Raw genomic sequence first — 24,856 nt, 5'->3', positions numbered from 1 at the left:
CTTATCTGGACACGCCAATTTGCCAACGAAGGGAATAAAGCTGATAAATTTCATGGGCTTTCATATCTGCTTCTTGTATATTTGTAATAAATAAGTTAATCCCACTTGCGTATTTAGGCATTCGTCTTTTTTCTTTTTTGTGCCGTTCTAATCGCTTCGTATGTTCAGGCTCTGTTAATTTATAGATCATCAAACGTGTTGCTTGTTTTTGATGAAACCCAATATATACGCGAGGAAACTCAATATGTTCTCCCTCTTTTAATTGTTTTGAAATACCTTCTATATCAATCAGTTCCCATGCATCCTCTATTTTTCTATATACTTGTGTATTCCAGCGGATACGTGAAATATAGGAAGCTCGCTTTTCCTCCATTTTCTTAAAATCATCAATATAAAAATATCCCAAATCTCGGATACATAAATCTCCAGACTCTACTGTATCCGTTCAAGCTTGTCCATATGTGTTATCATTACTAACCGCATGATTCACATCTATTTGAAGAAAGTTTCCAGATAATAAATCATACTCTAGTTGGATTTTAACTCCTGCTTCTGACCCGTCGCCGCCAAAACCTTTATACATATCTGCGTAGTGATTGGGAAGCTGAAACATAGTAGAATCTAAGATTCGAATTCGTTTAAAATTCCCTCCTATCGATGGAGTTGGACAAATATTTTGATGAAATAACCTTGTGAAAATTTGTTTAAAAAATTGAACAGTATGAGAGGCGAAACGTTGATTCAAGCCTTCAGAAGATAAAGAAACACCTGTTGATTTATTTAATTTGGCACAAAGGCTAGCTAAAGATTCTGTTCCAACTGTTTTGCTTAAAAAATCCTGCGCTTTACATTTTCTCGCCCGTTGAATCATCCCTGTTTCTCGTGCAAGTGATTCTAAAAAGGAAAGTGAAAATTTGCCTTTTAGTTCCTGTTCTAATAATTGAAGCTCTTCTGTAAGATTCATTGAAGCCATAAAAACAGCCATCCTTTCATGAAGTATCCATGAAAGGATGGCTGTTTTTGTTTGAAATTATACATAGATAACCTTAACTTGATGGCTATGATCCTTCAGGGGATTATTTTTTTATTTATACATACCAAAATAACTTTACATACCAAGAACTGAATCCGTACTATTTGTATTCGGCATAGACTGTTGAATATTAGATACATTTCCACTTAAAGGAGCATTTATATTTGTTCCTGTTTGTGTTCCTATTTGTGCTCCTGCTTGTGTTGTTCCCCTCGTAAACGTCGTTGTGACTGTATCCCCTGGCTGTAAGCAAAGATTCGTCGCTGTTCCAATTACCGTTACAACATCAATACAAGTCGATCCAACTGCCCCGCTATATGTTTTAGATGCAACAAATGAGGTGTCTCTCAAATTATCTCCCGTAAATAGATTTCCGTAATTATTTACAATTACAAATTCTTTAATATTAGCAGGCATACGTACTCAACCTTTCTTTTATCGACCTAATGCTACCTCACTCGTTTCTACTGGTGGAAGAAATTCTGGTGTTCTAGGTGTAACCGGCGGCTGACGTTGTCCATTTAAAAAATTAGCTATACTCGATCCACCAGATCCAGCAAATGTTTTTTGTACGGCTACAGGTGAAACATTGTAATAATCGCCAACATTCACCGCGCCTGTATTATTTATAATTTTTATCTTACGAATTCGCGCACTCAATTCACCTACCTCCTTTTGTACACTGTATGCAAAAAAAAAAAACTTGAAACAGACACGTTTCAAGTTTTTAAACAAATTATTTGATTTCCCCTGCATACTGCAGCATACCGCCGACCATATTCACTGTTTTAAATCCTTGTTCATTTAAATAGTGGCATACATTTTCACTGCGCATTCCTGATCGACAAATAAAAATATATTCATTTTCCTTATCAAAGAAATCCACTTTATTTGGGATATCTCCCATTTTAATATGTACAGCTTCTGGAATTTTCCCTTGCGCCACTTCCTCATCTTCACGTACATCTACTAAAAATAACGTTTCTCCATTTTCTAAACGTTCTTGCACTTCTTCTGTTGTAATTGTTTTTACTCCTGTCATATGTCTTTCCTCCTTATATACATTGAAACTCTAAGTAGTACATTTCTTCTTTACTCACCAATTTTAGCATGCAGACGAAGGAACGCAAAGAATTGAAGCGTTCCTTCGTCCCATTCTTTCTCAACCTCGCTGCAAATCTCTCTTCTTTACAAATCATGCTTTCACATTGTATCCTCAATATACTTGTTTGACGAAAGGAGTCGATTGAAATAACACTTTTACTTTTCTTGATAGGCCTTATTTTTGTTATTCTCGCAATCATTACGCTTAGCATGAAGAAAAATTACAAGAAGCTATCTTTTCAAGAAATATCATTCCTATTTCTATTGCTCGGTATAGCTTTCTTTGGAGTATGCATTTCCACATATATTTTCCGTTTAAAAGTTGTATAAAGAAAGGTGCTTGTTGCTGACTTCGCACCTTTTATACAAAACTAGATATCTTCCGATTCAAAAACTCATACACTTTCTTTTCAAATAAATGAACGTCTAACACTCCAGCCATATGCCCATTTATACTTTCAATCTCATAAACCTCTGCATATTTCCCTTGCGTTTGCAGTATATCTACCATCTTATAGTTATAACGCGGTGGTTGCAGTAAATCTTGTTTACATGGAATCATCAGTACATTAGCCTCTATTTGCGAAAGAGCCTCATCTAAAGAAGAGAAACCATGTGCAATATCATGTAATAACGTCGCTTTTGCCATATACATCCATGAATTTGCATCCACAAAAGCAATGTTTTGCAGTGTCAATTCATTTATATTTTTCTCAAATGATGTCAGTGTAGCAAATTCTTTATAAGGTGCTGTTTCTGCATGATTACGCGGAAATGTCATTTCATAATAATGCGCATCAAAAGCACCCATAAACATCATTTTTCTAGCTAAATACAGCCCCTGCGTTGGTTGCTTATCACCATAGTTTCCATTATTCCACTTTGGATCCAGCTGAATCGAATCAATCGCATTTTGCAATACATTCACCGATGTTATAATCGGATTTTCCGGATTCGTAATCACTCCAATCATCCGCTCCACCATATGTGGATAATGAACAGCCCATTGCTGTGCAATCATCCCACCAGCTGACGGCCCCATTACGGCATGCAGCCTTTCAATTCCCATATCTTTCACTAACTCATATTGTACACGTGCCACATCTAAAAATGTAAATACAGGAAAATCCATTCCATATTCAAAACCTGTTATTGGGTCTACTGATTTTGGTCCTGTTGTAATTACGTAAGGATTTTTCACTTGTACATTGCAAAGGTTATCGGTACATATGACAAAATATTGATTTGTATCAATTGCTTTCCCTGGTCCAATTAGCCCATCCCACCAACCTGGTACAGGATCTTCCTCTGTATATTTTCCCGCCGCATGACTTGTTGCACTAAAATAATGACAAACTAAAATGGCATTTGATTTCTCTCTATTTAATCTCCCATATGTTTCATATCCAATTTGGACAGGTATCTTCCTGCCGTTTTCAAAGGTGAATTCTTTCAATTGGAACCTTTCTTTTTTTACACCTTGCACAAGCTTCTCCTCCCTCACTATAGTTTTAAAAAATTACCCACTAAAGAGGTTTTTTCCCTAGAAAATCATTCTCCTGCTTCTTTTCTGAAATAAGTGCATAATATACAAAATCGTCCACAAAATAACATTATCTTACATCATCAAAGAGGGAATACATATGATTTGGAAATGGTTACGAAAGAAAAAAAAATCAAAAGAACAAACTGCTAATGTAAAGGCAAAACAAAAAAACAAACTAGAAGATAAAACGCAAGATATGAAACAACCTAAGAATAAACACGAGCCAAAGAAAGATAAGCAACTATCTGTTCAGGATGCAAAACAAGTAGCACAAACCAATTGCAAACAGCAACAGTCTGCTTACACTGCGAAACATGAGGCGCAAACACAGGACAAACAACAGCAATCTGCTTACGCTACGAAACATGAGGGGCCGACACAAGACAAGCGACAACAATCTGAGAAAAATAATAGTGGTAACAGCATTTATGACTTTAGTAAACCAGAACAAGAACATGTTCATTCTCTACAAGATTTACTAGACAAGTTAAAAGCATCTAGTGATTTTGTGAGTTACCATACGTCAGATGATGAAACGATGCCCTATTGGATTTCCTATTATCGTCCGTCACTTGATGGAGAGAAATTACAGAAGTATTTAATGCCCTCACTATTAGAGCGAACCTGTTCTTCACTTGAGGAATTGAAGGAACATATTCCAATGAGCGGCGTTACCATCACAAATGACCTGCAAAAAATTGAGGATATGGTTCTAAAAGGACACGCCATTGTCCAGTTACATAATCAAGATCAAAAGTGTATATTAGCAAATATTGCTATCGATAATTACCGGGCTCCAACTGTTCCACTAAATGAATCGACAGTCATTGGTCCTCAAGAGGGATTTGTAGAAGATATTGATACCAATATTAACCTAGTACGTAAACGCCTTCCGGTGTTAGCGTTACAAACAAAGGAAGTTATCGTTGGAAAATTCTCTAAAACAAAAGTTGTCATGATGTATTTAGAGAATCTGGCTGAAAAAGAAAATGTTGATTATTTAGAAGAATCGCTTCGTACAATTGAATATGATCAAATTAACGACAGCTCTTATATTCAAGAATTGATGGGAGAAAAATCAATCTTCCCATTATTTATTAATACAGAACGTACAGACCGAGTAACAACCGCATTAATTGATGGGAAAATCGCTATTTTTGTGGATGGTTCACCAAACATCTTACTCACTCCTGTTTCATACTTTGATTTTTTCGTTTCACCAGAGGATTACAACGTATCTTGGCTTTACGCTACGTTTTCAAGGTTTTTACGACTTATCGCTGTTCTGTTCTCTATCTGTGCAACACCATTATACGTTGCCATTTTAAGTTATCATTACGAATTAATTCCAAGCGACCTACTAGAAACATTAATTTTATCAAGGGCACAAGTTCCTTTTCCTCCTTTAATAGAAGCTATCTTTCTAGAACTTGCTATTGATTTGCTTAGAGAGGCCGGGGCTAGACTGCCAATGAAGGTAGGACAAACACTTGGTATTGTAGGCGGTATCGTAATTGGACAAGCATCTGTTCAAGCAGGACTAACAAGTAATATTTTATTAATCATTGTCGCTTTATCCGCATTGGCTTCCTTTATCACACCGATTTATAAGATGGGGAATGCAGTTCGCTTACTACGATTTCCATTCCTTTTATGCGCAGAATTAGGTGGTCTATTAGGAATTTCGTTAGGCTTTGTCCTTTTATTTACTCATCTATTCAGACTGTCTTCTTTACGGAAACCATTTGCACTCTTTTATCCAGCAAGGCTACAAGCATTAAAAGATTCTTGGATTAGATTGCCGTTATCTATGATTGATACAAGAGATATTCAAGCACGGCCACAACATGTAAAAAAATCAGCAAAAGGAATCTCAACAAAACATACATCGGATTTTGATGACTAAGAAGAGAGGTGCATCTATGAGTAAAATTAAAACGGAATATCAAATTTCTCCCATTTTCGTCTTCTTCTTAATTCATAGTGCACAATTTGGTGCCGGGGTTCTTGGATTCGCCCGTATCATTGCCAAAGCTGCAGGATACGATGCTTGGATCGGTGTTCTTATTACAGGAATTTTCATCCAAATTCTCATATGGATGATGTATTTCTTATTAAAGGATAGCGAAGGTAACTTAATCGATTTGCACAGAAAAACCTTTGGCAAATGGCTTGGAAATGGAATTAGCGTGATTTTTATAGCTTATTTTTTCTTATTAAGTGTTACCGTTGTTCGAACATACGTTGAAATTATTCAAGTATGGATGTTTCCCACTGCTTCTACTTGGGTGTTAACATTCTTTCTATGTTTAGTAGGCTATTACATCATTTCATCAGGATTCCGTGTCATTACTGGTATTTGTGTCATCTCTATCACTGGAACATTAGGGTATATTTTCCTCAGCCTATTCATCCTAAAATACGCTCATTGGGACAATTTGCTACCTATTTTTTCTCATTCATTTAACGACATTTTAAAAGCAGCTAAATTATCCGTCTACAGTATGACTGGTTTTGAGATGTTTCTTATGATCTATCCATTTGTGAAAGAACCTAGAAAATCTCATAAATTCGCACAATACGGTGCATTATTTTCTACCTTTTTATATTTATTTAGTACAATTTTAGCCTTTGCGTTCTTTAGTGAAAAACAGTTATCAAAAACCATTTGGTCTCAGCTTTCTATGACCCAAGTCATTAAGCTTCCATTTATAGAACGGTTAGAATATATTGCAATTTCCGGATATGCTCTTGTTATTCTTACAAGTGCTATTCTTCCTTTATGGGCAGCCACTAGAGGAACTCACGAAGTCTTTCATATAAAACAAAGAAGGATTTTGATTACTTTTATGTTCATTACAATTATCATTTCACACCTATTAACAAATAGGCATGATATTAATGACTTTATTACCTATATATCTAAAACTAGCTTTTGGCTTATGTATATATACATCCCAATCTTATTTCTTATTGTGTGGGTGAAAAGAAAATGGAAAAAATCAAAAGAAAACTAACGCTCCTTTCTTGTATTTGTCTACTCAGTCTGACTGGCTGCTTACCAAAAAGTATTGTCGATGATGTTCAGCTTATTCAAGGAACTGTTTTTGATATAGAAAAAGATAATAAAATAAAAGTGGCTTTTGTTTGTCCCGTCCAGAAAAAAGGGAATAAAGTAGAAGTCTTTGAAGGAACAGGGAATGCAGCAAAACAAGTAAAAGCTAATACTTCTTTACAGTCTTCTCGCCCGTTTGCAAGCGGACAAATGCGCGTTGCTTTATTCACGACAAAACTTGCTAAAAAGGGATTATCTACTACCTTTGATACGCTGATTCGTGATGTGAATATTGGAAACTCATTGTATATAGGATTATTAGACGGAAAGGGACTCGATCTGCTAAAAGGAAAGTATTCAACAGCTTCTAATGTGGCTATTTATATAAAAAAAATGTTAGAACATAATATGAAAACCGGCCCTTTACCTACAGACAACTTACATTTAGATGCATTTCGCTATTACCGTACAGGCCAAGATTCTTATTTGCCTATCCTTAAAAAAAGTAAAGATAAGATTAAAATTACTGGTATTGGCCTTTTAAAAAAAGATAAGTATGTTGGAAAAATTGATTACAAAGATATGTTTGTTTTTAAAGGGTTACTAGAAAAACATCGGCTAGACTCACAAGAGTTCAAAGTCGATTCTGGATATACAATTATTAACAATATCCATTCCGCTCCTACTTACCATTTAGATATAAAGAAGGGTAAGCCCTCTTTTTTGATTACAGTAAAACTAGATGCACGCATTCAAGAAATTTCAAAACAAATTAATTTAGAAAACAAAAAAAACACGAAGAAAACCGCGAAATCCGTTGAAAAGCAGTTGGATGCTACGGCTGCAAAACTCATTAAACAATTTAAGTCTTTAGATGTTGATCCTCTTGGACTTGGAGCTAAATTTAGACAAAACTATCGCCCATTTAAATTAAAAGAATGGAAAAAAATGTACAAAGATGTACCTATTACCGTTAAATATAAGGTAGATATTACAAATTCAGGAGTCATTGAATGAAAGCAAACATATACACCATCCACAAAATGTAAGATAAAGATTGAACTCCTCTCTCAAGCGTGATACAACGGAGAGAGGAGTTTTTTATTACTTATATAGAGAAAAAAGATATTTACGGGGGAGCTTATGTCTACAAAATTAGTAAAGCCTATTTTAAATGGGATTTTATTTCTCGGCGTCTTTTTATTTGCTCATACATACTTAAAAAATGTTTCTTTCACCCGCTATTTACTTATTGTCATACCAACGCTACTTGTTGGAATGTTTGGTATTGATTTCGCTTTATCATTTTTAATAAAGAAAGAGGAGTAGCGAACGAGCATCTTATATCATATACAATGTTCTTTTTATCATTTTAACCGAGAAGACCCCTACCTCTAAACGAAGTGAAGGTGGGGGTCTTCTCCTCGATATAGGAAGAAAGTGGCTATACCTTTTCTGTTTTCCTCGGAAGACAGAAAGAGGTCGTCTTGCCTAAGGACACTACTGAATTCCTAAATCGTTGTATCCTTTTTGTTGAACAAGAGGAATTGTTTTTGCGAGGGCAGAAACACTAGAATCCCCCACCTCAAGCTCATATAGAGGTAGGTGGGGATAAGTTCAATAAACAATCTCCTTATGTTACAATGAAACTCGTCACAAAGTAAGAAAGGATGAAACAACATGACTAATGAAAAAGGTTTAGATAAAGGATATGAACTCGTTGCAAAAATGCACGAGGTATTCGGACACCCTGTTACAGATGTACCAACAAAATTAACAGAAGAGCGTGCAAAAATCCGTGCGAGCTTTATGCAAGAAGAACTGGAAGAATTTTTAGAAGCAACGACTGTGGAAGACCAATATGATGCGTTGATTGATCTTATTTATTTTGCATTTGGAACGTTTGCGGAAATGGGAGTACGTCCAGATAAAGGTTTTGAAATTGTAAACAATGCCAATATGGCAAAACTATTCCCTGATGGAAAACCTCGCTTCCGTGAAGGAGACGGCAAAATTCTAAAACCAGAAGGCTGGCAAGCACCAGAACCACAACTTCGAGCTGAAATTGAGCGTCAACGTCAAGAAGCCTTAGCTAAAGCGGAAAAATAATATGACATCAGCTGCTAGGAATATTCCAACAGCTTTTATTTGTACGTCTCATTTTTTCGAAGCGTCGGTATATGATGAAAAAGGAGCTATCTTTCTATATAGATAGCTCCTTTTTCATTATTTCTTCTTCGGTTCTGTCGGTTGACTTTGTTTAGCAAAATTAGATGAATCATCGAAATTCGGTTGTTTTTTACCAGCATTATTACTTCTGCCTTTTCCCATATGTAACACCTCCTTACTCTTACTATTCCCAAATAAAAAATCCCCTTGCGCGCAAGAGAATTTTTTAATATGTTTTTGATTTCATTAATACCCCATATGTCCTGCTCCTGCCGAAGTCCCTGTTCCACTATGCCCAGTTTGTTGCCCGTGATGATGTTGGTGACCATGATGATGTCCGTGGTGATGTTGGTGACCATGATGACCGTGTTGATGTGTTTGATATAGAACAGCCTGCGGGTGAACTGGATGGTGTCCATGATGATGTACTTGTTGTTGGCCATGATGATGTCCGTGATGTCCGTGGTGGTGCTGTTGACCATGATGTTGTGCATGATGTACATGGTGTGGCTGCTGACCATGGTGTTGTGCATGATGTACATGGTGTGGCTGCTGACCATGGTGTTGTGCGTGGTGCACGTGATGTACATGATGGGCAGGTGGATACCCTCCTACTCCGCCTGCTACAACACCAACTCCTGGTACAGGGAATCCTGTAGGTACACCTCCTACAAAAGAAGGAAATGTAGTTGGTGCGCCTGCAGGCACTCCTCCCGGTACCCCTGCCTGCATTCCTGTTGGCACACCTGCTACAGATGTAGGGACTGGTGCTTCTCCAGTAAACGAAGGCATTCCCGCTTGCGCTCCTGCTACAGATATAGGCATTCCTCCTGCTGCCCCTCCAGCAAGTGAAGGCATTCCCATTTGTGCTCCTGCTACAGATGTAGGCATTCCTCCTGCTGCCCCTCCAGCAAGCGAAGGCATCCCCATTTGTGCTCCTGCTACAGATGTGGGCATTCCTCCTGCTGTCCCTCCCATCCATGTTGGGATCCCGCCATATCCTGGCTGGCCAAATCCCCCCATCATCATTTGTGCATAGCCACCTTCCCCACCACCTATCATAAAGCCATGCGGCGCATTATTATCCATCCCTTTCATTTCTTTCACCTCTTCTTCACAATTTAGCCTACCTTTTTTATCATATTTCACATAGAAGAATAGGTGTTTGTCTATGCTTGAATTCCGCTCTTTTTTCAGTTGTCTCTAAAAAAAGAGCAGCCCTCTTCTCGTAAGGACTGCTCTTTCTTATTAATTTGCAACGATATTAACAAGTTTACCAGGAACAACAATTACTTTACGAACTGTTTTCCCTTCAATTTGCTCTTTAACTGCCTCGATAGCAAGTTGTTCCATTTCTTCTTTTGATGCATCTTTTTTCGTTTTCAGTTTCGCACGAACTTTACCCATAACTTGAACAACGATTTCAACTTCATCTTCTACAAGTTTAGACTCATCGAATGTTGGCCAGCTTGCATATGTGATTGTTTCATTGTATCCAAGCTTTCTCCAAAGTTCTTCCGCAACGTGTGGTGCAACTGGTGCGATCATTTTCACAAAGCCTTCTACATATTCTTTCGGAAGTGTTTCTGCTTTATATGCATCGTTGATGAACATCATCATTTGCGAAATTGCAGTGTTAAAGCGTAGCTCTGCATAGTCTTCTGTAACTTTCTTCACTGTTTGGTGATATGCTTTTTCAAGTTCTTTATTAGGTGCATCTGTGATTTTCTCACTTAGTTCACCGTTATCTTGAACGAATAGGCGCCATACACGGTCTAAGAAACGACGAGCTCCATCAAGACCATTTTCAGACCAAGCGATTGAAGCATCTAATGGTCCCATGAACATTTCGTAAAGACGAAGTGTATCTGCACCATGGCTCGCTACGATATCATCAGGATTTACAACGTTACCTTTTGATTTACTCATTTTCTCGTTGTTTTCACCTAGGATCATACCTTGGTTAAATAATTGTTGGAATGGCTCTTTCGTTGGAACCACACCGATATCATATAATACTTTATGCCAGAAACGAGCATATAGTAAGTGAAGTACAGCGTGTTCTGCACCGCCGATATAAATATCAACTGGAAGCCATTGTTTTACTTTTTCAGGATCGACAAGTGCTTCGCTGTTGTTTGGATCGATGTAGCGTAGGTAGTACCAGCAGCTACCTGCCCATTGCGGCATTGTATTTGTTTCACGACGACCTTTTTTACCAGTCTCAGGATCGACAACATTTACCCACTCTTCAATATTTGCAAGTGGTGATTCACCTGTACCAGATGGACGAATGTTTTCTGTTTTTGGAAGAACTAATGGTAATTCTTCTTCTTTCACAGCTGTCATTGTGCCATCTTCCCAATGGATAACTGGAATTGGCTCACCCCAGTAACGTTGACGGCTGAATAACCAGTCACGAAGACGGTATGTTACTTTTTGATTTCCTGCACTTGTTACTTCAAGCCATTCAATCATTTTTACAATTGCTTCTTCTTTATTTAGACCATCTAGGAATGCTGAATTTACGTGTGCGCCATCACCTGTATGTGCTTCTTTTGTGATGTCTCCACCTTTTACAACCTCTTTCATAGGAAGGTTAAATGTTTTTGCAAATTCGTAATCGCGCTCATCATGAGCTGGAACTGCCATTACAGCACCTGTTCCGTAAGTAGCAAGTACATAGTCAGCGATCCAGATTGGTAACTTCTCACCGTTTACTGGGTTAACTGCATAAGCACCAGTGAATACGCCTGTTTTTTCTTTTGCAAGTTCTGTACGCTCTAAATCACTTTTCGCTTTTACAGAATCAATGTACGCTTCCACTGCTTCTTTTTGGTCCGCAGTTGTAATTTCTGCGACAAGTGTATGCTCTGGAGCAAGTACGCAGTAAGTTGCACCAAACAGTGTATCAGGACGCGTTGTAAAGATTGTAAATTTCTTATCTGTACCGTCGATGTTGAAGTGTACTTCTGCACCTTCAGAACGACCGATCCAGTTGCGCTGCATATCTTTTAAGCTTTCTGGCCAATCAAGCTCATCTAGATCTTCAAGTAGGCGATCTGCATATGCAGTGATTTTTAGCATCCATTGTTTCATCGGACGACGCTCAACAGGATGTCCACCGCGCTCACTCACGCCATCGATTACTTCTTCGTTCGCAAGTACTGTACCAAGTGCTGGGCACCAGTTTACAGGGATTTCATCTACGTAAGCTAATCCTTTTTCAAATAGCTGTAAGAAGATCCATTGTGTCCATTTGTAGTAGTTTGGATCTGTTGTATTTACTTCACGGTCCCAATCATAAGAGAAGCCTAATGCTTTAATTTGATTACGGAACGTGTTAATGTTTTTCTCTGTAAATTCTGCTGGGCTATTTCCAGTATCAAGTGCATATTGCTCTGCTGGAAGACCGAATGCATCCCATCCCATTGGATGAAGAACATTATATCCTTGCATACGTTTCATACGAGATAAAATATCCGTTGCTGTATATCCTTCTGGATGTCCTACGTGTAGCCCAGCCCCTGATGGATATGGGAACATATCTAGTGCATAAAATTTTGGTTTTTCTGTCTCATCTGGCGTACGGAATGTTTTATTCTCTTCCCAATACGCTTGCCACTTCTTCTCAATTTCTTGATGATTAAAGCTCATGAGATACCCTCCATTCAAATTGTATTTATTTTCACCGCCTAAAATACAAAAAACCTCTCATCCCTAGAAAGGGACGAGAGGTTATAGATTCCCGCGGTACCACCCTAAATTAATGTAATAAAGAATGTTCAAAACGTCCGGTAAAGATCGCTACCCGATTTCTTTATCCTTCTTTTTGAACAAGCACTAATATACATTCGCTTAGATCCGTAACGTGGATAAACGGCAATTGCTACTTCATTTCACAACTGCAACTCAAAGGCGAGTTCATAACGAAACGTGGATTGACTTGCACCAACCGTCAACTCTCTAAACCAGCTTCTATTACTACTACTCCTTCTCACTGTTATTATACATATGAGTTATTTAAAATATATTCTAAAACATGTTACATGTTCCGTCAAACTAAACTGCAATTTTTTCTTCGACTGTTTCTTCAACTTTGACTTGTTTATCATAAATACTTGTTGCGATAAGCGCTACTACAAGCATTACCATGATTGCAATAAACAATACTTCCATATTGTATAAGTCAACAATCGCTCCGCCGACAACTGGTCCAAACATTTTACCAACAGTCGCCGCACTATTTACAACACCTTGATAAAAACCGAGCTTATCCTTTGGCGCAAGAATGTTCGCAATCGTCGGAACTGCTGGCCATACGAATAATTCACCAATTGTTAATGTCACCATCGCAACGAGGAACATTGTAAATTGCTGCGCTTGGCTTAATACGATAAATGACACTGCAAAAATACCGATTCCAATCATAATTTGTTGTTTTAAAGAACGTTTCATCGCACGAATAATCATACTTATTAATGGCTGCGCACAAACAATCATCGCCCCGTTTATCGTCCATAATAAACTATAGTGACGAAGGCTAATATTTAACTCTTGCATATACGTTGCAATCGCACCTTGCCATTGTACATATGTAACCCAGCATAAAGCATATGCTACACATACGATAAGAAGTGCCTTGAATCCCGGTGTAAGTGACCAACCTTTTTTCGTTTTTTCTTTTACTTCTACACGCTTATCTTCTTTATCTTCCATACCACGGAATCCAATAAAAGCAATTAAAAAGAAAACAAAGTATAAAATAAAGTTCGCTAAGAAAATATAATCAAATCGATAAGAAGCAACTAGACCACCGCATGCCGTCCCAACAGCAATCCCGACGTTTTGCCCAACATACATCGCATTAAATGCTCTTCGGCCACCTTCTGGCCAAACCGTTCCGACCATCGCATACATCGATGGAAATACCATTCCAGAACCAAATCCAATTAACGCAAGCCAAATAACATAAACTGGCCAGCCATGGAAGAATACAAGACCAAAAATCGATAATAGCGTAATGACAATTCCAACTAAAATTGATTTATATCCGCCCCACTTATCAAATAAAACACCACCGAGTAAATTTCCGATTACACCAGTAAGTGAGTTAATCATCAATACCATTCCGGCCATAGATAATGATTTTCCTAAGTGATCATGTAGATAAATTGTATTAAAAGGCCATAAAAAAGAAGCACCCGTGACATTAATAATCATCCCGGCTACTAATAGCCATACTTTTCTTGGCATAGTTTCCCCCTCCTATTCTGTTGTTTTTCGTTCTATCTATAACAGTAAAATTGTAGTCTTTTTTAAATAGGAAGGCAACTGATTAATAGTTAGTGAAATTCAGATAATGAGATGTAGACTATATAAACACAAATTAAAAAAGCGATATAAAAACCCTCTTTTTTTAGGCAGGCGAGAGCATCTGGCCACGCATAGAAACGGTCAGGGCCTTTTCCTGCCACATGCAAGGTGTAAAACAAAAGGAGAATGCAAGTAGCGATCATGGTGTATTCTCCACGGCAGTGACTTATCTGTCGAAAAATTAAAATGAATATATATAAAACCCACATCTACATAAAGAGGTGGGTTTTAGTTCACGCTTTACAGCATTGGGAGAATACACTGAAGTTTCATCCCCCTTATAAATCACGTGATTTAAATGTACGAATCGCTATAAAAATAGCTGCTAACACATATAAAACAGCATAAACAATCATCATGTTACTCGGTGTTGAAATACTGCCGAACACTCCTTGTGAGGCGATTGATAAAGGATTGTCTCCTGAATCAAATAAATAGATTGTCATTTTACGATACATCGTATCAATTGGGAATAAAAGGCTTGCGATTATGCCCATGTTTACAAGTGCTGTTTTTTGTGCCAATGTACCGATTTGTTCAACAAATCCACCAATAAACCCAGTTCCGTACAAAATAATTAACACAATGCCAGCATTTAATGTCGCCATGCGCGTGCTTAGTAATATCGCGATGCTAATTAAAATAACGGGCTGTAACAAGAAAAGAGCCAATGCTTTTATAATTTGCGTGGCCGTGAAATCTAAATGAAACGTACTCCCTCCCATTGTTTGATGGATGAGCACGATACTTATAAATAGAAAGGCTGCGTACGCAATTAGTAAGCAACATAAGCCGATCCATTTTCCCATTAAAAAGGAAAAGCGTGAAATCGGTCTCGTTAGCCACGTATCAATTTGATGACTTTCAATTTCATTTGCAATACTGCCAACACTGCTTAAAATAGCTAACAACGCAGTAATAAATGAAGAAAAGTATAAACCCACTCCAAGAAGCTGTGTAGAAATAAAACTTTTGTTCATAAAATCTTGAGCTGCCGAAAGACCGCTAGATTCTCCTGGAAGGATTTCACTGACAGCGTAATGAATGGCTACTCCATAAAAAATTAAAAAGACAAAAGTCATACATAACGTAATGGTAAAAATGCGCTTTAACAGAATTTCTTTAAACGATAACTTGGCGATTGTCCACATGCTGCGTCCCCTCTTTCTTATTTACCCAGTACATAAACACATCTTCCAAATGCGGGTGAACCGGATTTAACTGATACACAGGAATATGTAGTGATACAAATGCTTCTAACAATCTAGGAATATCATCTTCTTGTTGTAACGTGATAATCCACCGTTTACGATTTTGCTGTTCTTCTATCTTCCTTACGTTTTTAATAAACGAAGGCAATTGTTCAAAAAATAATTCGCTCTTTTCGCCAAGTGTTACTTCAACTTCTGTTTGAATCATCATTAATGAGCGCCAATCTCCTTGTACAATTAACTCTCCCTTATTAATAATCGCCACGTGATCACATACATGTTCAATTTCATTTAATAGATGGCTGTTTAAAAATACTGTCTTCCCTTGTTCACGAAGCTCTTCCATTAGATGACGCACTTCTTTTCGCCCAATTGGATCAAGTGCTGATGTTGGCTCATCTAAAAAAATCAATTCTGGATCAGAAAGCAGGGCACAAGCAAGTCCAATACGCTGCTGCATTCCTTTTGAATAACCGCGAATTTTTTCTTTCTCCCTTCCCTTTAGACCTACTTTTTCAATAACCTCATTTATTTTTGCTTTCCGCTCTCGAAAAGGAAGATCGCATAATTTCGCATGCGTTTCAAGCAACTGCCAACCAGTCAGCCAATCAGGATAGCGAAACAGTTCAGGTAAATAGCCAATACGCCGTTTTGATTCTATTGTCCCAATCGGCTGTCCTAACATTTGCGCCGTTCCGGAATCTGGATGAATTAAGCCAAGCATCGTTCGCACAAACGTACTTTTTCCTGCACCGTTAGGACCTATAAATCCGAATACAGTACCGCGCGGCACATCTAATGAAATGTTGCGGATACCGCCTTTTCCGTTATATTGTTTTGTTAAGTTCTTTGTTTGTATAATCCAGTCTTCGTTCATGTTTTACCCCCGCCCCATATAGGAACAGAGCCGCCCCTTTTCACGGAGCCGCTCTTGTTCAATCATTATTTTAATTCATTTGCAAGTTTAATAAGATCACTTGCATTCATATCTTTTCCTTGCTCTTTATATTGCTCGATCATGTGCATTTTCCCGTCTTTCTCCCAAATCAGCACGTTTTCATAATCTGTATTATATAAAACGGCCTTTACTCCTTGAACCTTTGTCTCCGATACTTTTGCACCTTTTGCTACATAAGGAATCGGCAATGTATGTGTCCAATCTTGAATACCTGCAAGTTGTGTTTTCACATTCGTAGGAATAATCGGAAGCTCTAAAACTGTTTTTTGTAATTTCGTAACATCTACACCTTCTGGAACAGAAATTTTTGGTGCATCAATCACATTATAAGAAAAAGCACTTGATGTTCGATTGCCCTCAACTTCTATTTGTGTACGTACTGATTCCGGAACTGTGATTGAAAACTGCTTGCCATTCAAAGTACTTTCAAACTGAGTATTACTTTGTAGTTGTTTCAACAATTTATTTGCTTTTTCTGTATCGAGTTCAAATTGCATAATAAATGACGGATTCGCATCCACACTCGTTACACGGTACCCATTTGGCACTTTTGGAACAGCATATCCAGCTTCTCTTGCTTGTTGTTCTGACTGAAAATGAGCATCTTTTTTGCTTCCATTATCTTTGATTCCTATTTTCCCAATTCCCTTAATGGACTTTTCTCCTTCTTCCATATTAGAGATCCATCCTTCAATTTCACGTAAGTCCGAATCTGTAAGTTGAACTAACTGCACATCCTTTACTCGAAAAATCGATAACAAGTTACTTGCTCCTGCCCGTACTTCTGGAACTGTTAAAGACACACACACAACTGCCGCTGCTGCTGCTGCAGTAATCCAACGTTTAGATGATTTCTTCATATTATGCCATCTTCCCTTCTTTTTACTTTCTTCACTGTTTGTTTCTTCCGTTTTATGATTTTGTATATTTTGTTCAAAGGTTTCCCAAGCTTTATCAACGTCGATATCCATCTCTTGACTAAAATTTGCAAATTCATCATCCAATATCACTTGTTCCCATTGATTAAGTTTGCTTACTTCTTCTAACATCTTTTGGCATGCTTTACATTGATCAAGATGTTGAATATATTGCTTTCTTTCATCGCGGTTTAACTCTCCATCTAAGTACGCCTGAATAAATCCAATATCTTGGCATTTCATTTGTTACCCCTCCTTCATCCCTCTATACATTTTCCGGAATTTTGCTTTCGCTCGTGCTAGTAGTGTTCCAACAGAGGATACTTCAATATGAACAGCATCCGCGATTTCTTTATATTGAAATCCTGAAAACTTCATTAATAAGAGAGTACGTTCCCGCTCATCCATTTCTTTTAATGTACTTTGTACACGGGTAATTTCTTCTTTTTGAATACATTGTTCTTCCGATGACGGACTGCTAATTGAATATTTATAATTTGCTTCTTTTTCAACTCTTGCTTGATGCCTTTTTTCAGATCGCAAATAGTTATATGCTGCATAAATAGATGCTTTTGCAAGCCATGCTGATAAGCTTTCAATTTGTTTCCATTCTGTATGATATAATTGCAAAAATACTTCTTGCGCTAAATCTTCAGCAATTGCTTGATCTCGCACAGTCCGCATAATTTGTCTAACCACGTGAGCGTAATATTGTTTAAATACATCTTGAAACTGTATATTTGAAACTGAATCTTGTTCATATATATTTAACAATGAAGCTTTCACCTCCACTCGTTTCTTCCTCCTTATTAGCTACTGTCACTATAAAGAAACCACAAATTTGCGATTTGTGACAAAAAGATAAAAAATATTTTCTTGTATGGAAACCAATTTTATTCCCTTGTCCTCTAAGAGATTTTTCCTAGAAGTACGTCCAAAGCACAAATCTATAAAGTGAAACTTTAATCAGTGGGGGTTTTCTTCATCCCCCACTGATTATTAGTTGAACCAATCGGGCATTTACGGGCAGTTTATCTCCCACCTTACTTCTTTAGAAAAGCGGAAGCGGCTCGCTCAGAATCGCAGGACGTTGGAGCCACCGACAGAGAGGCGCTTTTTGCCTCGTCCGAGGGGGTGAAACGACCGGAGATTCTAGCCGCTAGAGCTGGACAATGCTTTCACTGAATTTTGAAGTGGGAGTATTACTGCCCGTTAATGCGGGATAAATAAAAAACCCTCTTTTTTAGTTTAGCAAGGGCATCTGGCCAGATATATAATCTATCCATGAAATGGTATAAAATACATGTAACCATTTTTAAGGAGAAGCAAATGAATGCTAAAAAATACCGAGCACCCTCTGCTCGGTATTTTCTAACTCTTAGTCTTCTTTCGGAAGAACAATTCCTTTATATAATTGGACTGTGACGAAATAGTAAATTGCGTAAATGACTACGAAAATCAAGATTGGAAGCCATACACGGAAATACGGGTCAATTAAAATGAACGAGAAGATGTTCATACCAACTAATACGTGAGTAATACCCACAATTGCTGGGAATAAGAATACTAAGAATAATTCTTTATAGATAGACTTCGTTAATAATTCACGGCGAACACCGATTTTACGAAGCATTTGGTAACGCGTAATATCGCTAGATGCACCAGATAGAATTTTAAACATTAAACAACTTGCCATCATTGCTAAGAAAGCAATTCCTAGGAAGAACCCCATAAATACTGTTCCACTAGCGATGCCGTAAAATCCAGTATAAAATTGGTTTTTACTTTGCAAGGAAGTTTCTTGTACATTTTCATATTTAGCTAGCTGCAACTCATCAATTTTTTTCCACTCTTTTTTATATGTTAAGAAATTATCTACTTTTCCAAGGAATGCAACGCCCTCTTTTCCTTGCAAACCATCATACATTTTTTGGTCTACAATTTTGATTGTTTGATTAGGGGATACATAAATTGGATGAATCGTGCTTAATGCCTGACCCCACTCCTCTGGAATCACATTATCAGATTTTTCTTGACCGGAACTCGAAATCGCACCTACTGGCAATTCTTCAGAAGCTCGTTTCACTTTACCGACATCTTTCATTCCTTTAAAATCTTTTAAATCTTGTACTAAAGGACGATTTTTCTCTAAATCTTCTTTTAAATAATACACGTATTTATCGTCTGTTTTGTAACGATATTCACTTTTCTCTTTAAATGTAATACCATCTAAAATTTTCTTCTCTTCGGCTGTTGGATTATGAATCGCAACATCATAAATCGCCAAACCATCAACAATAAGCATAACGTTATTTTTGAACGCCATACCGCCTGAAATCGCACCTGCTCCAAGCGCAACTAACATCGCTACTGTCGCTAGTACTTTTGTTAAGCTATTGATACGGAAATTTAACTGTGCAAATGTAAAAGCATTAAGTCCTTTTTCAGTCCGCTTTTTATTACTCTTTAGCTTTTTAATAATAAGCGGAAGGAATGTTCCAAATAACATGTAAGTTCCGGACGTTACAGTGATTAATGCAATAATAATCCCCATTTGCGCCAACTTATCCATGTAAATCATAGAAGCATAACCGATTGCTAATAGAATAATTCCAACGAATGCAGCTATAACAGTCTTTACTCCTGCTTTAGAAACACGATCCGTTTTAGAATCTGCATGAACCAGTTGCAGAACCGTAATACGTGATAATTTGATACTATTCATAATTGCTGATAAAACAAATAGTACTAAGAAGAAAATACATGTGACAAGCATAGATGGAACATAAAATGCATGATAGCCACCTGCAGTAAATTCAAGCTGGTGCATAAGTAGTTTACCAATTCCTTGCGCGAGCCCTACACCGACTGCAATACCAACTACAAGAGATGCTGCTCCTAATACAATTGTTTCAATAAACATAAGCATTGTCACCTTATGCTTTTTGGCTCCTAACATCATATACATACCAAATTCTTTTTGACGAAGTGATAGTAAGAAAGAATTAGCATATAAAATATAGAAGAATGTAATGATAGCTAATAGTACCGCACCAGCATGGAAGACGAATTGAATACTGCTGATTACAGAATTCGCTTCAATAAACGCTTTATTCAATGCTAATGTTTGGAACATGTAAAAGATCGAAATGGACATTACAAGACCAACAAGTAAGACAATGTAATCTTTCAGCTTACTTTTTAGTCCTGACATAGAAAGCTTAAATAACATTCTTGAACCTCCTTTCTTATGCTTTTTGTGTGCCTAAGTCTGCAAGCACATCTAAAATTTCTTTATAGAACGCTTCGCGCGTACCACCGCGGTGAATTTCTTTGTATAACTCTCCGTCTTGAATGAATAAAATACGCTGACAGTAACTTGCACTATATGGATCGTGGGTAACCATCATAATCGATACACCTTGTTCTTCATTTAAGTTTGTCATCGCATCTAAAAGACTCGCTGCATTTTTAGAATCAAGCGCTCCTGTTGGCTCGTCTCCTAAAATGATCGCTGGTTCATGTACAAGCGCACGCGCTGCTGCTGAACGCTGTTTTTGTCCACCAGATACTTCAGATGGGTACTTTTGAAGTATTTCTGAAATTCCTAACATTTCAGCTACCTTTTCTACTTTCGGTCCTATCTTACGTGATGGAACACCTTGCAGAGAAAGTGGCAGAGCAATATTTTCATAGATTGATAAGTTTTCTAATAAGTTAAAGTCTTGGAATATGAATCCTAACTTTTGTGAACGGAAATCAGAAAGCTCACCTTGCTTCATTTTTGTAATATCTGTACCTGCAATTTCAACAACTCCGCCCGTTGCTTTATCCAATGTTGAAATTACATTTAATAACGTTGTTTTCCCTGAACCAGATGGTCCCATGATTCCAACAAATTCACCCTCTTGAATGGAAAACGATACACCTTTTAAAGCATGTGATTGGCTCTCACCTTTTTTACCGTATACTTTTTGAACGTCTTTGACATCTACAACTGGTTTGTTCATATAAACCCTCCTACACTTCTTTTTCCAGTTCCTATTTTGCGCCTTTTCCGTATTATCTTCCATTGTTTTACATGACATTTACCTTACATTTTTGTAAGATACATAAAACGGCGTCATATGTTACATGTAAACACGTAGCATATGACGCCGTTTGTTATTTTAAGATATCTCCATAATACTAAAGAAGAGGTAGAAACTAAAAGCGAAAATAAAATAAGAGGGCTTTGCATCTGTCCTTTTGCTTCTTATCCCCGAATCTGCCCATTCCCGCGAATCACATATTTCGTGGAAGTCAATGCAGACAGCCCCATTGGTCCCCGTACGTGCAGCTTTTGCGTGCTGATGCCGATTTCTGCGCCGAAGCCAAATTCAAAGCCGTCAGTAAAGCGGGTCGAAGCATTATGGTAAAGCGCCGCGGCATCAACGGACATGAAAAACTTGCTGACGTTTTCCTCGTTCTCTGTAATGATTGCTTCGGAATGCATGGAGCCATAAGCATTGATGTGTCGAATCGCTTCTTCAACAGAGGAAACGATTCTGACTGCTAGCGTAAGAGACAAAAACTCTGTTTCCCAGTCTTCTTCTGAAGCGGGTAAAAGAGAAGAATCCATTACTAATACTTTCTTATCCCCACGCAGCTCCACTCCTCTTTCCTTCAAGAAAGAAAACAGCTCGGTACCGAATCGCTGCGCCCAATTCTCATGAAGTATAATCGTTTCAATAGCATTGCATACAGACGGACGCTGTGTTTTGGCGTTTACGATAATATCGAATGCCATCTGTTTATCCGCTGTTTCATCAATGAAAATGTGACAATTTCCCGCACCTGTTTCCAATACAGGAACAGATGCTTCTCTCACTACAGTATCTATCAGCTGCTTGCCACCTCTTGGAATAAGAACATCCAAGTACTCGTTCAATGTAAACAGCTGCTTTGCGCTGTCTCGTGACGTGTCTTCAATGAGCTGTACACTCTCTGGAGGTAAGCTCGTTTGTTTGAGCGCCCGGTGAATGACAGCGACGATGGCTTTGTTGGAATAAATGGCGGAAGAACTACCACGCAAGATCACTGCGTTGCCTGTTTTCAAGCAAATTGTAGCCGCATCCACCGTCACATTTGGACGCGCCTCGTAAATCATCCCCACAACACCGAGCGGCACGCGCATCTCCCGAATAGACAATCCATTCGGCCGTTCCCATGCAGCTACACATTCTCCGACAGGATCACGCAAATCAATCAGCTGCCGGATGCCCTCTGTCATATCAATGATGCGCTGTTCGTTCAGCATGAGGCGATCGAGGAGAGAGGCAGGCATTCCTTTCGCTTTACCTTGTTCGATATCTCGTTTGTTCTCCTCCAAAATATAGGATGTCTCTTCTATTAATTGCTCAGCGACAGCCTCCAGTGCCTTATTTTTTTCATTAGTCGATTTGGCCACAAGCTCTCCCGCAATCTTTTTCGCTTTTTGTCCCTTTGCCAACACTTCATTCATTTTCGTTTCCCCCTTTTAAAGATTAAAAAGTATAAAATTTGAGACGTGTCCAACTCCGCCAACTAGGCACTACCATCCAAGACTCTCCTCCATAGATGTTAGTTGAGTCAATCGGACGCTTAGAGCGAGAAAAGACAAACAGCGCCTTTTGGGACGTAGGCCCCTGTGCTCTTCACTTGAACGAGCCCCCTTGATTTTCTTAAAATGAAACCCAATTATCCCTATGAATGACCTCATAGCTATGCCTTTCGCCTCGCGCTTGAATGTCGTGGCTCTGCATACCTTTCAGCTCCCGCAATTCCTCTGCGCTATATCTGCACTGCCCTTTCCCTATCACGCGTCCTTGCTGTGTGATAACCTCCACGACTTCGCCGGCTTGAAAGCTCCCAAACACACCGGTAACACCGGCAGGAAGAAGACTTTTTCCATGCTGAATGATGGCAGCGGCTGCTCCGGCATCCACTTCGATTTGTCCGCTAACAAGCGAATGTAGCGCGATCCATTGCTTGTTCATCTTGATCACTTTTTGAGGCGTATTGCCGATATACGTTCCATCACCTTTACCCTTCAAAACATCTAAAAACTTCTCCCGTCCACGTCCTGTTCCGATGAATACACTTACGCCGAGAGATAGTGCCGTCTTTGCCGCATCGATTTTCGATTTCATGCCGCCGGTACCAAGTTTTGAGCCAGCATCTCCAGCAAGAGAGGCGATTTCTTCCGTAACGGCAGGGAGAAAATAATACTTTTTCGCGTCCGGATTTTTCTGGGGATTCCGGTCATACAAACCGTTCACATCCGTAAAAATCATGAGCATATCTGCCGAGACAAGCCCGCTTACTAAAGCTGACAGCATGTCATTATCACCAAACGTCAGCTCCTCCAAAGAAATAGAATCGTTTTCATTGATTATAGGAAGAGCGGAGCGGTTGAGTAGCTCCGCTAAAGTGGCGTAGGCATTGCTGTATTGTTCTTTTCTAGAAAAATCACTTCTTGTCAGCAGAAGCTGCGCGGTAACGATGCCATATTTGCGGAATTCCTCCGTATACGCCTGCATCAACAGACTTTGCCCGACAGCGGCAGCAGCCTGCTTCCCTTTAATTGTCACGGGGCGGCTGGGATACCCGAGAGCGGAAAAGCCTGCGGCGATGGCCCCAGATGTAATCAGCACGATTTCATGTCCTTCTTGCTTCAGTCGCGCCAAGGCGGCAACGTGATCTGAAAGCTGTTCGCCAGAGATGCCTCCATGATTCGCTGCCAAGGAACTGCTTCCGATTTTTACGACAATTCGCTGTTTTTTCACTTTTATACCCCCTAGTCTAAAATAAAAATTTTTTTATAAATTGTGCTGCTTCTTTTTTCAAATGGAAACAAAATATTCTTCTACTACGTGCAATTTGCAACAAAAAACATCTCACCAATGATGCCAATTCCGCAATAAAGAGCCAAATAAAAAAGACCGATCCGTCCTTAAAAAGGACGAAACGGTCTTTGTTCCGCGGTACCACCTTCATTGATATAAATCTATATCCGCTTGTCGCCTGTAACGCAGGCATACGCCTAAACTTTCGTTTAAGACTCAGGGATAGGTTCGATAATTTCTATACGAGGAATCTTTCAGCCTACGGATTCCACTCTCTTGCGCAAGAAGATATATGTACTAGTTCCCTTCAGCGATTTTCACTTTAATTTTTATATATTATGCGATATAATGCATTTTTATGTCAAGAGATGTTTTAGAAAATAAGGAAGGCGATAAGTAACAATCCTTTCAATTCCCCCTATTCATTATGCTATCGATAGTGATATGTTTATATTCTCCAAAATTATTTGAAATGTTATTGAGTAGTATATAACAAAAAATATTAAATTATAGAAGATGTACTTATTTAGTACAGAATAAAAGTGATTTCTATATATTTTTTGTATTGCCAAAAGTAATGCACTCTCTTAAAATGTTTTTTTATACTAATCTCGATATAGT

Annotated in this window: 20 protein-coding genes, 2 pseudogenes and 2 other annotated features; of the genes and pseudogenes, 6 read left to right on the top strand and 16 right to left on the bottom strand. The window is 38.4% G+C overall.

Annotation, left to right across the window (positions count from 1 at the left end):
* Positions 1 to 10 precede the first annotated feature (10 nt).
* From V7183_RS02950 to V7183_RS02935, 4 genes and pseudogenes are all read right to left on the bottom strand, one after another.
* Positions 11 to 973: pseudogene (locus V7183_RS02950) on the bottom strand (IS4 family transposase); the annotation flags it as partial.
* 135 nt (positions 974 to 1,108) lie between these two features.
* Positions 1,109 to 1,450, bottom strand: a complete 342-nt coding sequence (locus V7183_RS02945) for a hypothetical protein (RefSeq protein WP_335358645.1) — start codon at positions 1,448 to 1,450, stop codon at positions 1,109 to 1,111.
* 18 nt (positions 1,451 to 1,468) lie between these two features.
* The gene (locus tag V7183_RS02940; protein WP_097898040.1) at positions 1,469 to 1,693 is read right to left on the bottom strand and encodes a spore germination protein; all 225 of its coding nucleotides are present in this window, start codon (positions 1,691 to 1,693) and stop codon (positions 1,469 to 1,471) included.
* A 76-nt stretch (positions 1,694 to 1,769) separates the two neighbouring features.
* Positions 1,770 to 2,075, bottom strand: coding sequence for a rhodanese-like domain-containing protein (locus V7183_RS02935; RefSeq protein WP_335358644.1), 306 nt, complete (start codon positions 2,073 to 2,075; stop codon positions 1,770 to 1,772).
* 209 nt (positions 2,076 to 2,284) lie between these two features.
* On the opposite strand from V7183_RS02935, the gene V7183_RS02930 reads away from it, so the two are divergent.
* Positions 2,285 to 2,467, top strand: coding sequence for a hypothetical protein (locus V7183_RS02930; protein ID WP_097898042.1), 183 nt, complete (start codon positions 2,285 to 2,287; stop codon positions 2,465 to 2,467).
* A 31-nt stretch (positions 2,468 to 2,498) separates the two neighbouring features.
* Here V7183_RS02930 and V7183_RS02925 read toward each other — a convergent pair whose 3' ends face one another.
* On the bottom strand, positions 2,499 to 3,623 hold the full coding sequence (locus V7183_RS02925) for an alpha/beta fold hydrolase (protein ID WP_335358643.1): 1,125 nt from the start codon (positions 3,621 to 3,623) through the stop codon (positions 2,499 to 2,501).
* Between the two features lie 157 nt (positions 3,624 to 3,780).
* Between V7183_RS02925 and V7183_RS02920 the strand changes: the two genes are divergently transcribed.
* From V7183_RS02920 to V7183_RS02900, 5 genes are all read left to right on the top strand, one after another.
* On the top strand, positions 3,781 to 5,589 hold the full coding sequence (locus V7183_RS02920; protein WP_335358642.1) for a spore germination protein: 1,809 nt from the start codon (positions 3,781 to 3,783) through the stop codon (positions 5,587 to 5,589).
* Positions 5,590 to 5,605: 16 nt separating this feature from the next.
* Complete coding sequence (locus V7183_RS02915) at positions 5,606 to 6,700, top strand: spore germination protein (RefSeq protein WP_335358641.1); 1,095 nt, start codon at positions 5,606 to 5,608, stop codon at positions 6,698 to 6,700.
* Positions 6,676 to 7,755, top strand: coding sequence for a Ger(x)C family spore germination protein (locus tag V7183_RS02910; protein WP_335358640.1), 1,080 nt, complete (start codon positions 6,676 to 6,678; stop codon positions 7,753 to 7,755). The genes V7183_RS02915 and V7183_RS02910 overlap by 25 nt, the downstream gene beginning before the upstream one ends.
* 126 nt (positions 7,756 to 7,881) lie before the next feature.
* Positions 7,882 to 8,067 (top strand): hypothetical protein, encoded by a 186-nt coding sequence (locus tag V7183_RS02905; RefSeq protein WP_335358639.1) that lies wholly within the window; start codon positions 7,882 to 7,884, stop codon positions 8,065 to 8,067.
* A 351-nt stretch (positions 8,068 to 8,418) separates the two neighbouring features.
* Positions 8,419 to 8,847, top strand: coding sequence for an HAD family hydrolase (locus tag V7183_RS02900; protein WP_097898048.1), 429 nt, complete (start codon positions 8,419 to 8,421; stop codon positions 8,845 to 8,847).
* Positions 8,848 to 9,165: 318 nt separating this feature from the next.
* On the opposite strand, the pseudogene V7183_RS02895 reads toward V7183_RS02900, so the two are convergent.
* The 11 genes and pseudogenes from V7183_RS02895 to proB form a co-directional block, all read right to left on the bottom strand.
* Positions 9,166 to 10,005 (bottom strand): annotated as a pseudogene (locus tag V7183_RS02895) (VrrB protein); the annotation flags it as partial.
* A gap of 150 nt (positions 10,006 to 10,155) precedes the next feature.
* The gene (gene leuS, locus V7183_RS02890; RefSeq protein ID WP_335358638.1) at positions 10,156 to 12,564 is read right to left on the bottom strand and encodes a leucine--tRNA ligase; all 2,409 of its coding nucleotides are present in this window, start codon (positions 12,562 to 12,564) and stop codon (positions 10,156 to 10,158) included.
* Positions 12,565 to 12,630: 66 nt separating this feature from the next.
* Positions 12,631 to 12,917: a binding site (T-box leader), on the bottom strand.
* 52 nt (positions 12,918 to 12,969) lie between these two features.
* Positions 12,970 to 14,163: an MDR family MFS transporter gene (locus tag V7183_RS02885; RefSeq protein WP_097898050.1), complete on the bottom strand. Its 1,194-nt coding sequence runs from the start codon at positions 14,161 to 14,163 to the stop codon at positions 12,970 to 12,972.
* A gap of 398 nt (positions 14,164 to 14,561) precedes the next feature.
* Positions 14,562 to 15,434, bottom strand: coding sequence for an ABC transporter permease (locus V7183_RS02880; protein WP_335358637.1), 873 nt, complete (start codon positions 15,432 to 15,434; stop codon positions 14,562 to 14,564).
* Positions 15,406 to 16,371 (bottom strand): ABC transporter ATP-binding protein, encoded by a 966-nt coding sequence (locus tag V7183_RS02875; RefSeq protein WP_335358636.1) that lies wholly within the window; start codon positions 16,369 to 16,371, stop codon positions 15,406 to 15,408. Before V7183_RS02875 ends, V7183_RS02880 begins: the two co-directional genes overlap by 29 nt.
* 65 nt (positions 16,372 to 16,436) lie before the next feature.
* Positions 16,437 to 17,612: an anti-sigma factor family protein gene (locus tag V7183_RS02870; RefSeq protein ID WP_335358635.1), complete on the bottom strand. Its 1,176-nt coding sequence runs from the start codon at positions 17,610 to 17,612 to the stop codon at positions 16,437 to 16,439.
* Positions 17,613 to 17,615: 3 nt separating this feature from the next.
* The gene (locus tag V7183_RS02865; RefSeq protein WP_097898054.1) at positions 17,616 to 18,161 is read right to left on the bottom strand and encodes an RNA polymerase sigma factor SigX; all 546 of its coding nucleotides are present in this window, start codon (positions 18,159 to 18,161) and stop codon (positions 17,616 to 17,618) included.
* 586 nt (positions 18,162 to 18,747) lie between these two features.
* Positions 18,748 to 20,601: an ABC transporter permease gene (locus V7183_RS02860; protein ID WP_335358634.1), complete on the bottom strand. Its 1,854-nt coding sequence runs from the start codon at positions 20,599 to 20,601 to the stop codon at positions 18,748 to 18,750.
* A 16-nt stretch (positions 20,602 to 20,617) separates the two neighbouring features.
* Positions 20,618 to 21,379, bottom strand: a complete 762-nt coding sequence (locus V7183_RS02855) for an ABC transporter ATP-binding protein (protein ID WP_097898056.1) — start codon at positions 21,377 to 21,379, stop codon at positions 20,618 to 20,620.
* Between the two features lie 245 nt (positions 21,380 to 21,624).
* On the bottom strand, positions 21,625 to 22,872 hold the full coding sequence (locus V7183_RS02850) for a glutamate-5-semialdehyde dehydrogenase (protein WP_335358633.1): 1,248 nt from the start codon (positions 22,870 to 22,872) through the stop codon (positions 21,625 to 21,627).
* Between the two features lie 199 nt (positions 22,873 to 23,071).
* On the bottom strand, positions 23,072 to 24,175 hold the full coding sequence (proB, locus tag V7183_RS02845) for a glutamate 5-kinase (protein ID WP_097898058.1): 1,104 nt from the start codon (positions 24,173 to 24,175) through the stop codon (positions 23,072 to 23,074).
* Positions 24,176 to 24,344: 169 nt separating this feature from the next.
* Positions 24,345 to 24,555 (bottom strand) — a binding site (T-box leader).
* Positions 24,556 to 24,856 lie beyond the last annotated feature (301 nt).

It is taken from the genome of Bacillus sp. JJ1127, from assembly GCF_036965845.1.
Taxonomy (GTDB): Bacteria; Bacillota; Bacilli; order Bacillales; family Bacillaceae_G; genus Bacillus_A.
This window is presented reverse-complemented; position numbering and strand designations above follow the sequence as displayed.

Coding starts and splice junctions, on each gene's coding strand:
- V7183_RS02945 (WP_335358645.1), bottom strand. CDS start 1,450: ATGCCTGCTAATATTAAAGAATTTGTAATTGTAAATAATTACGGAAAT.
- V7183_RS02935 (WP_335358644.1), bottom strand. CDS start 2,075: ATGACAGGAGTAAAAACAATTACAACAGAAGAAGTGCAAGAACGTTTA.
- V7183_RS02920 (WP_335358642.1), top strand. CDS start 3,781: ATGATTTGGAAATGGTTACGAAAGAAAAAAAAATCAAAAGAACAAACT.
- V7183_RS02915 (WP_335358641.1), top strand. CDS start 5,606: ATGAGTAAAATTAAAACGGAATATCAAATTTCTCCCATTTTCGTCTTC.
- V7183_RS02910 (WP_335358640.1), top strand. CDS start 6,676: ATGGAAAAAATCAAAAGAAAACTAACGCTCCTTTCTTGTATTTGTCTA.
- V7183_RS02905 (WP_335358639.1), top strand. CDS start 7,882: ATGTCTACAAAATTAGTAAAGCCTATTTTAAATGGGATTTTATTTCTC.
- V7183_RS02900 (WP_097898048.1), top strand. CDS start 8,419: ATGACTAATGAAAAAGGTTTAGATAAAGGATATGAACTCGTTGCAAAA.
- leuS (WP_335358638.1), bottom strand. CDS start 12,564: ATGAGCTTTAATCATCAAGAAATTGAGAAGAAGTGGCAAGCGTATTGG.
- V7183_RS02885 (WP_097898050.1), bottom strand. CDS start 14,163: ATGCCAAGAAAAGTATGGCTATTAGTAGCCGGGATGATTATTAATGTC.
- V7183_RS02880 (WP_335358637.1), bottom strand. CDS start 15,434: ATGTGGACAATCGCCAAGTTATCGTTTAAAGAAATTCTGTTAAAGCGC.
- V7183_RS02875 (WP_335358636.1), bottom strand. CDS start 16,371: ATGAACGAAGACTGGATTATACAAACAAAGAACTTAACAAAACAATAT.
- V7183_RS02870 (WP_335358635.1), bottom strand. CDS start 17,612: ATGAAATGCCAAGATATTGGATTTATTCAGGCGTACTTAGATGGAGAG.
- V7183_RS02860 (WP_335358634.1), bottom strand. CDS start 20,601: ATGTTATTTAAGCTTTCTATGTCAGGACTAAAAAGTAAGCTGAAAGAT.
- V7183_RS02855 (WP_097898056.1), bottom strand. CDS start 21,379: ATGAACAAACCAGTTGTAGATGTCAAAGACGTTCAAAAAGTATACGGT.
- V7183_RS02850 (WP_335358633.1), bottom strand. CDS start 22,872: ATGAATGAAGTGTTGGCAAAGGGACAAAAAGCGAAAAAGATTGCGGGA.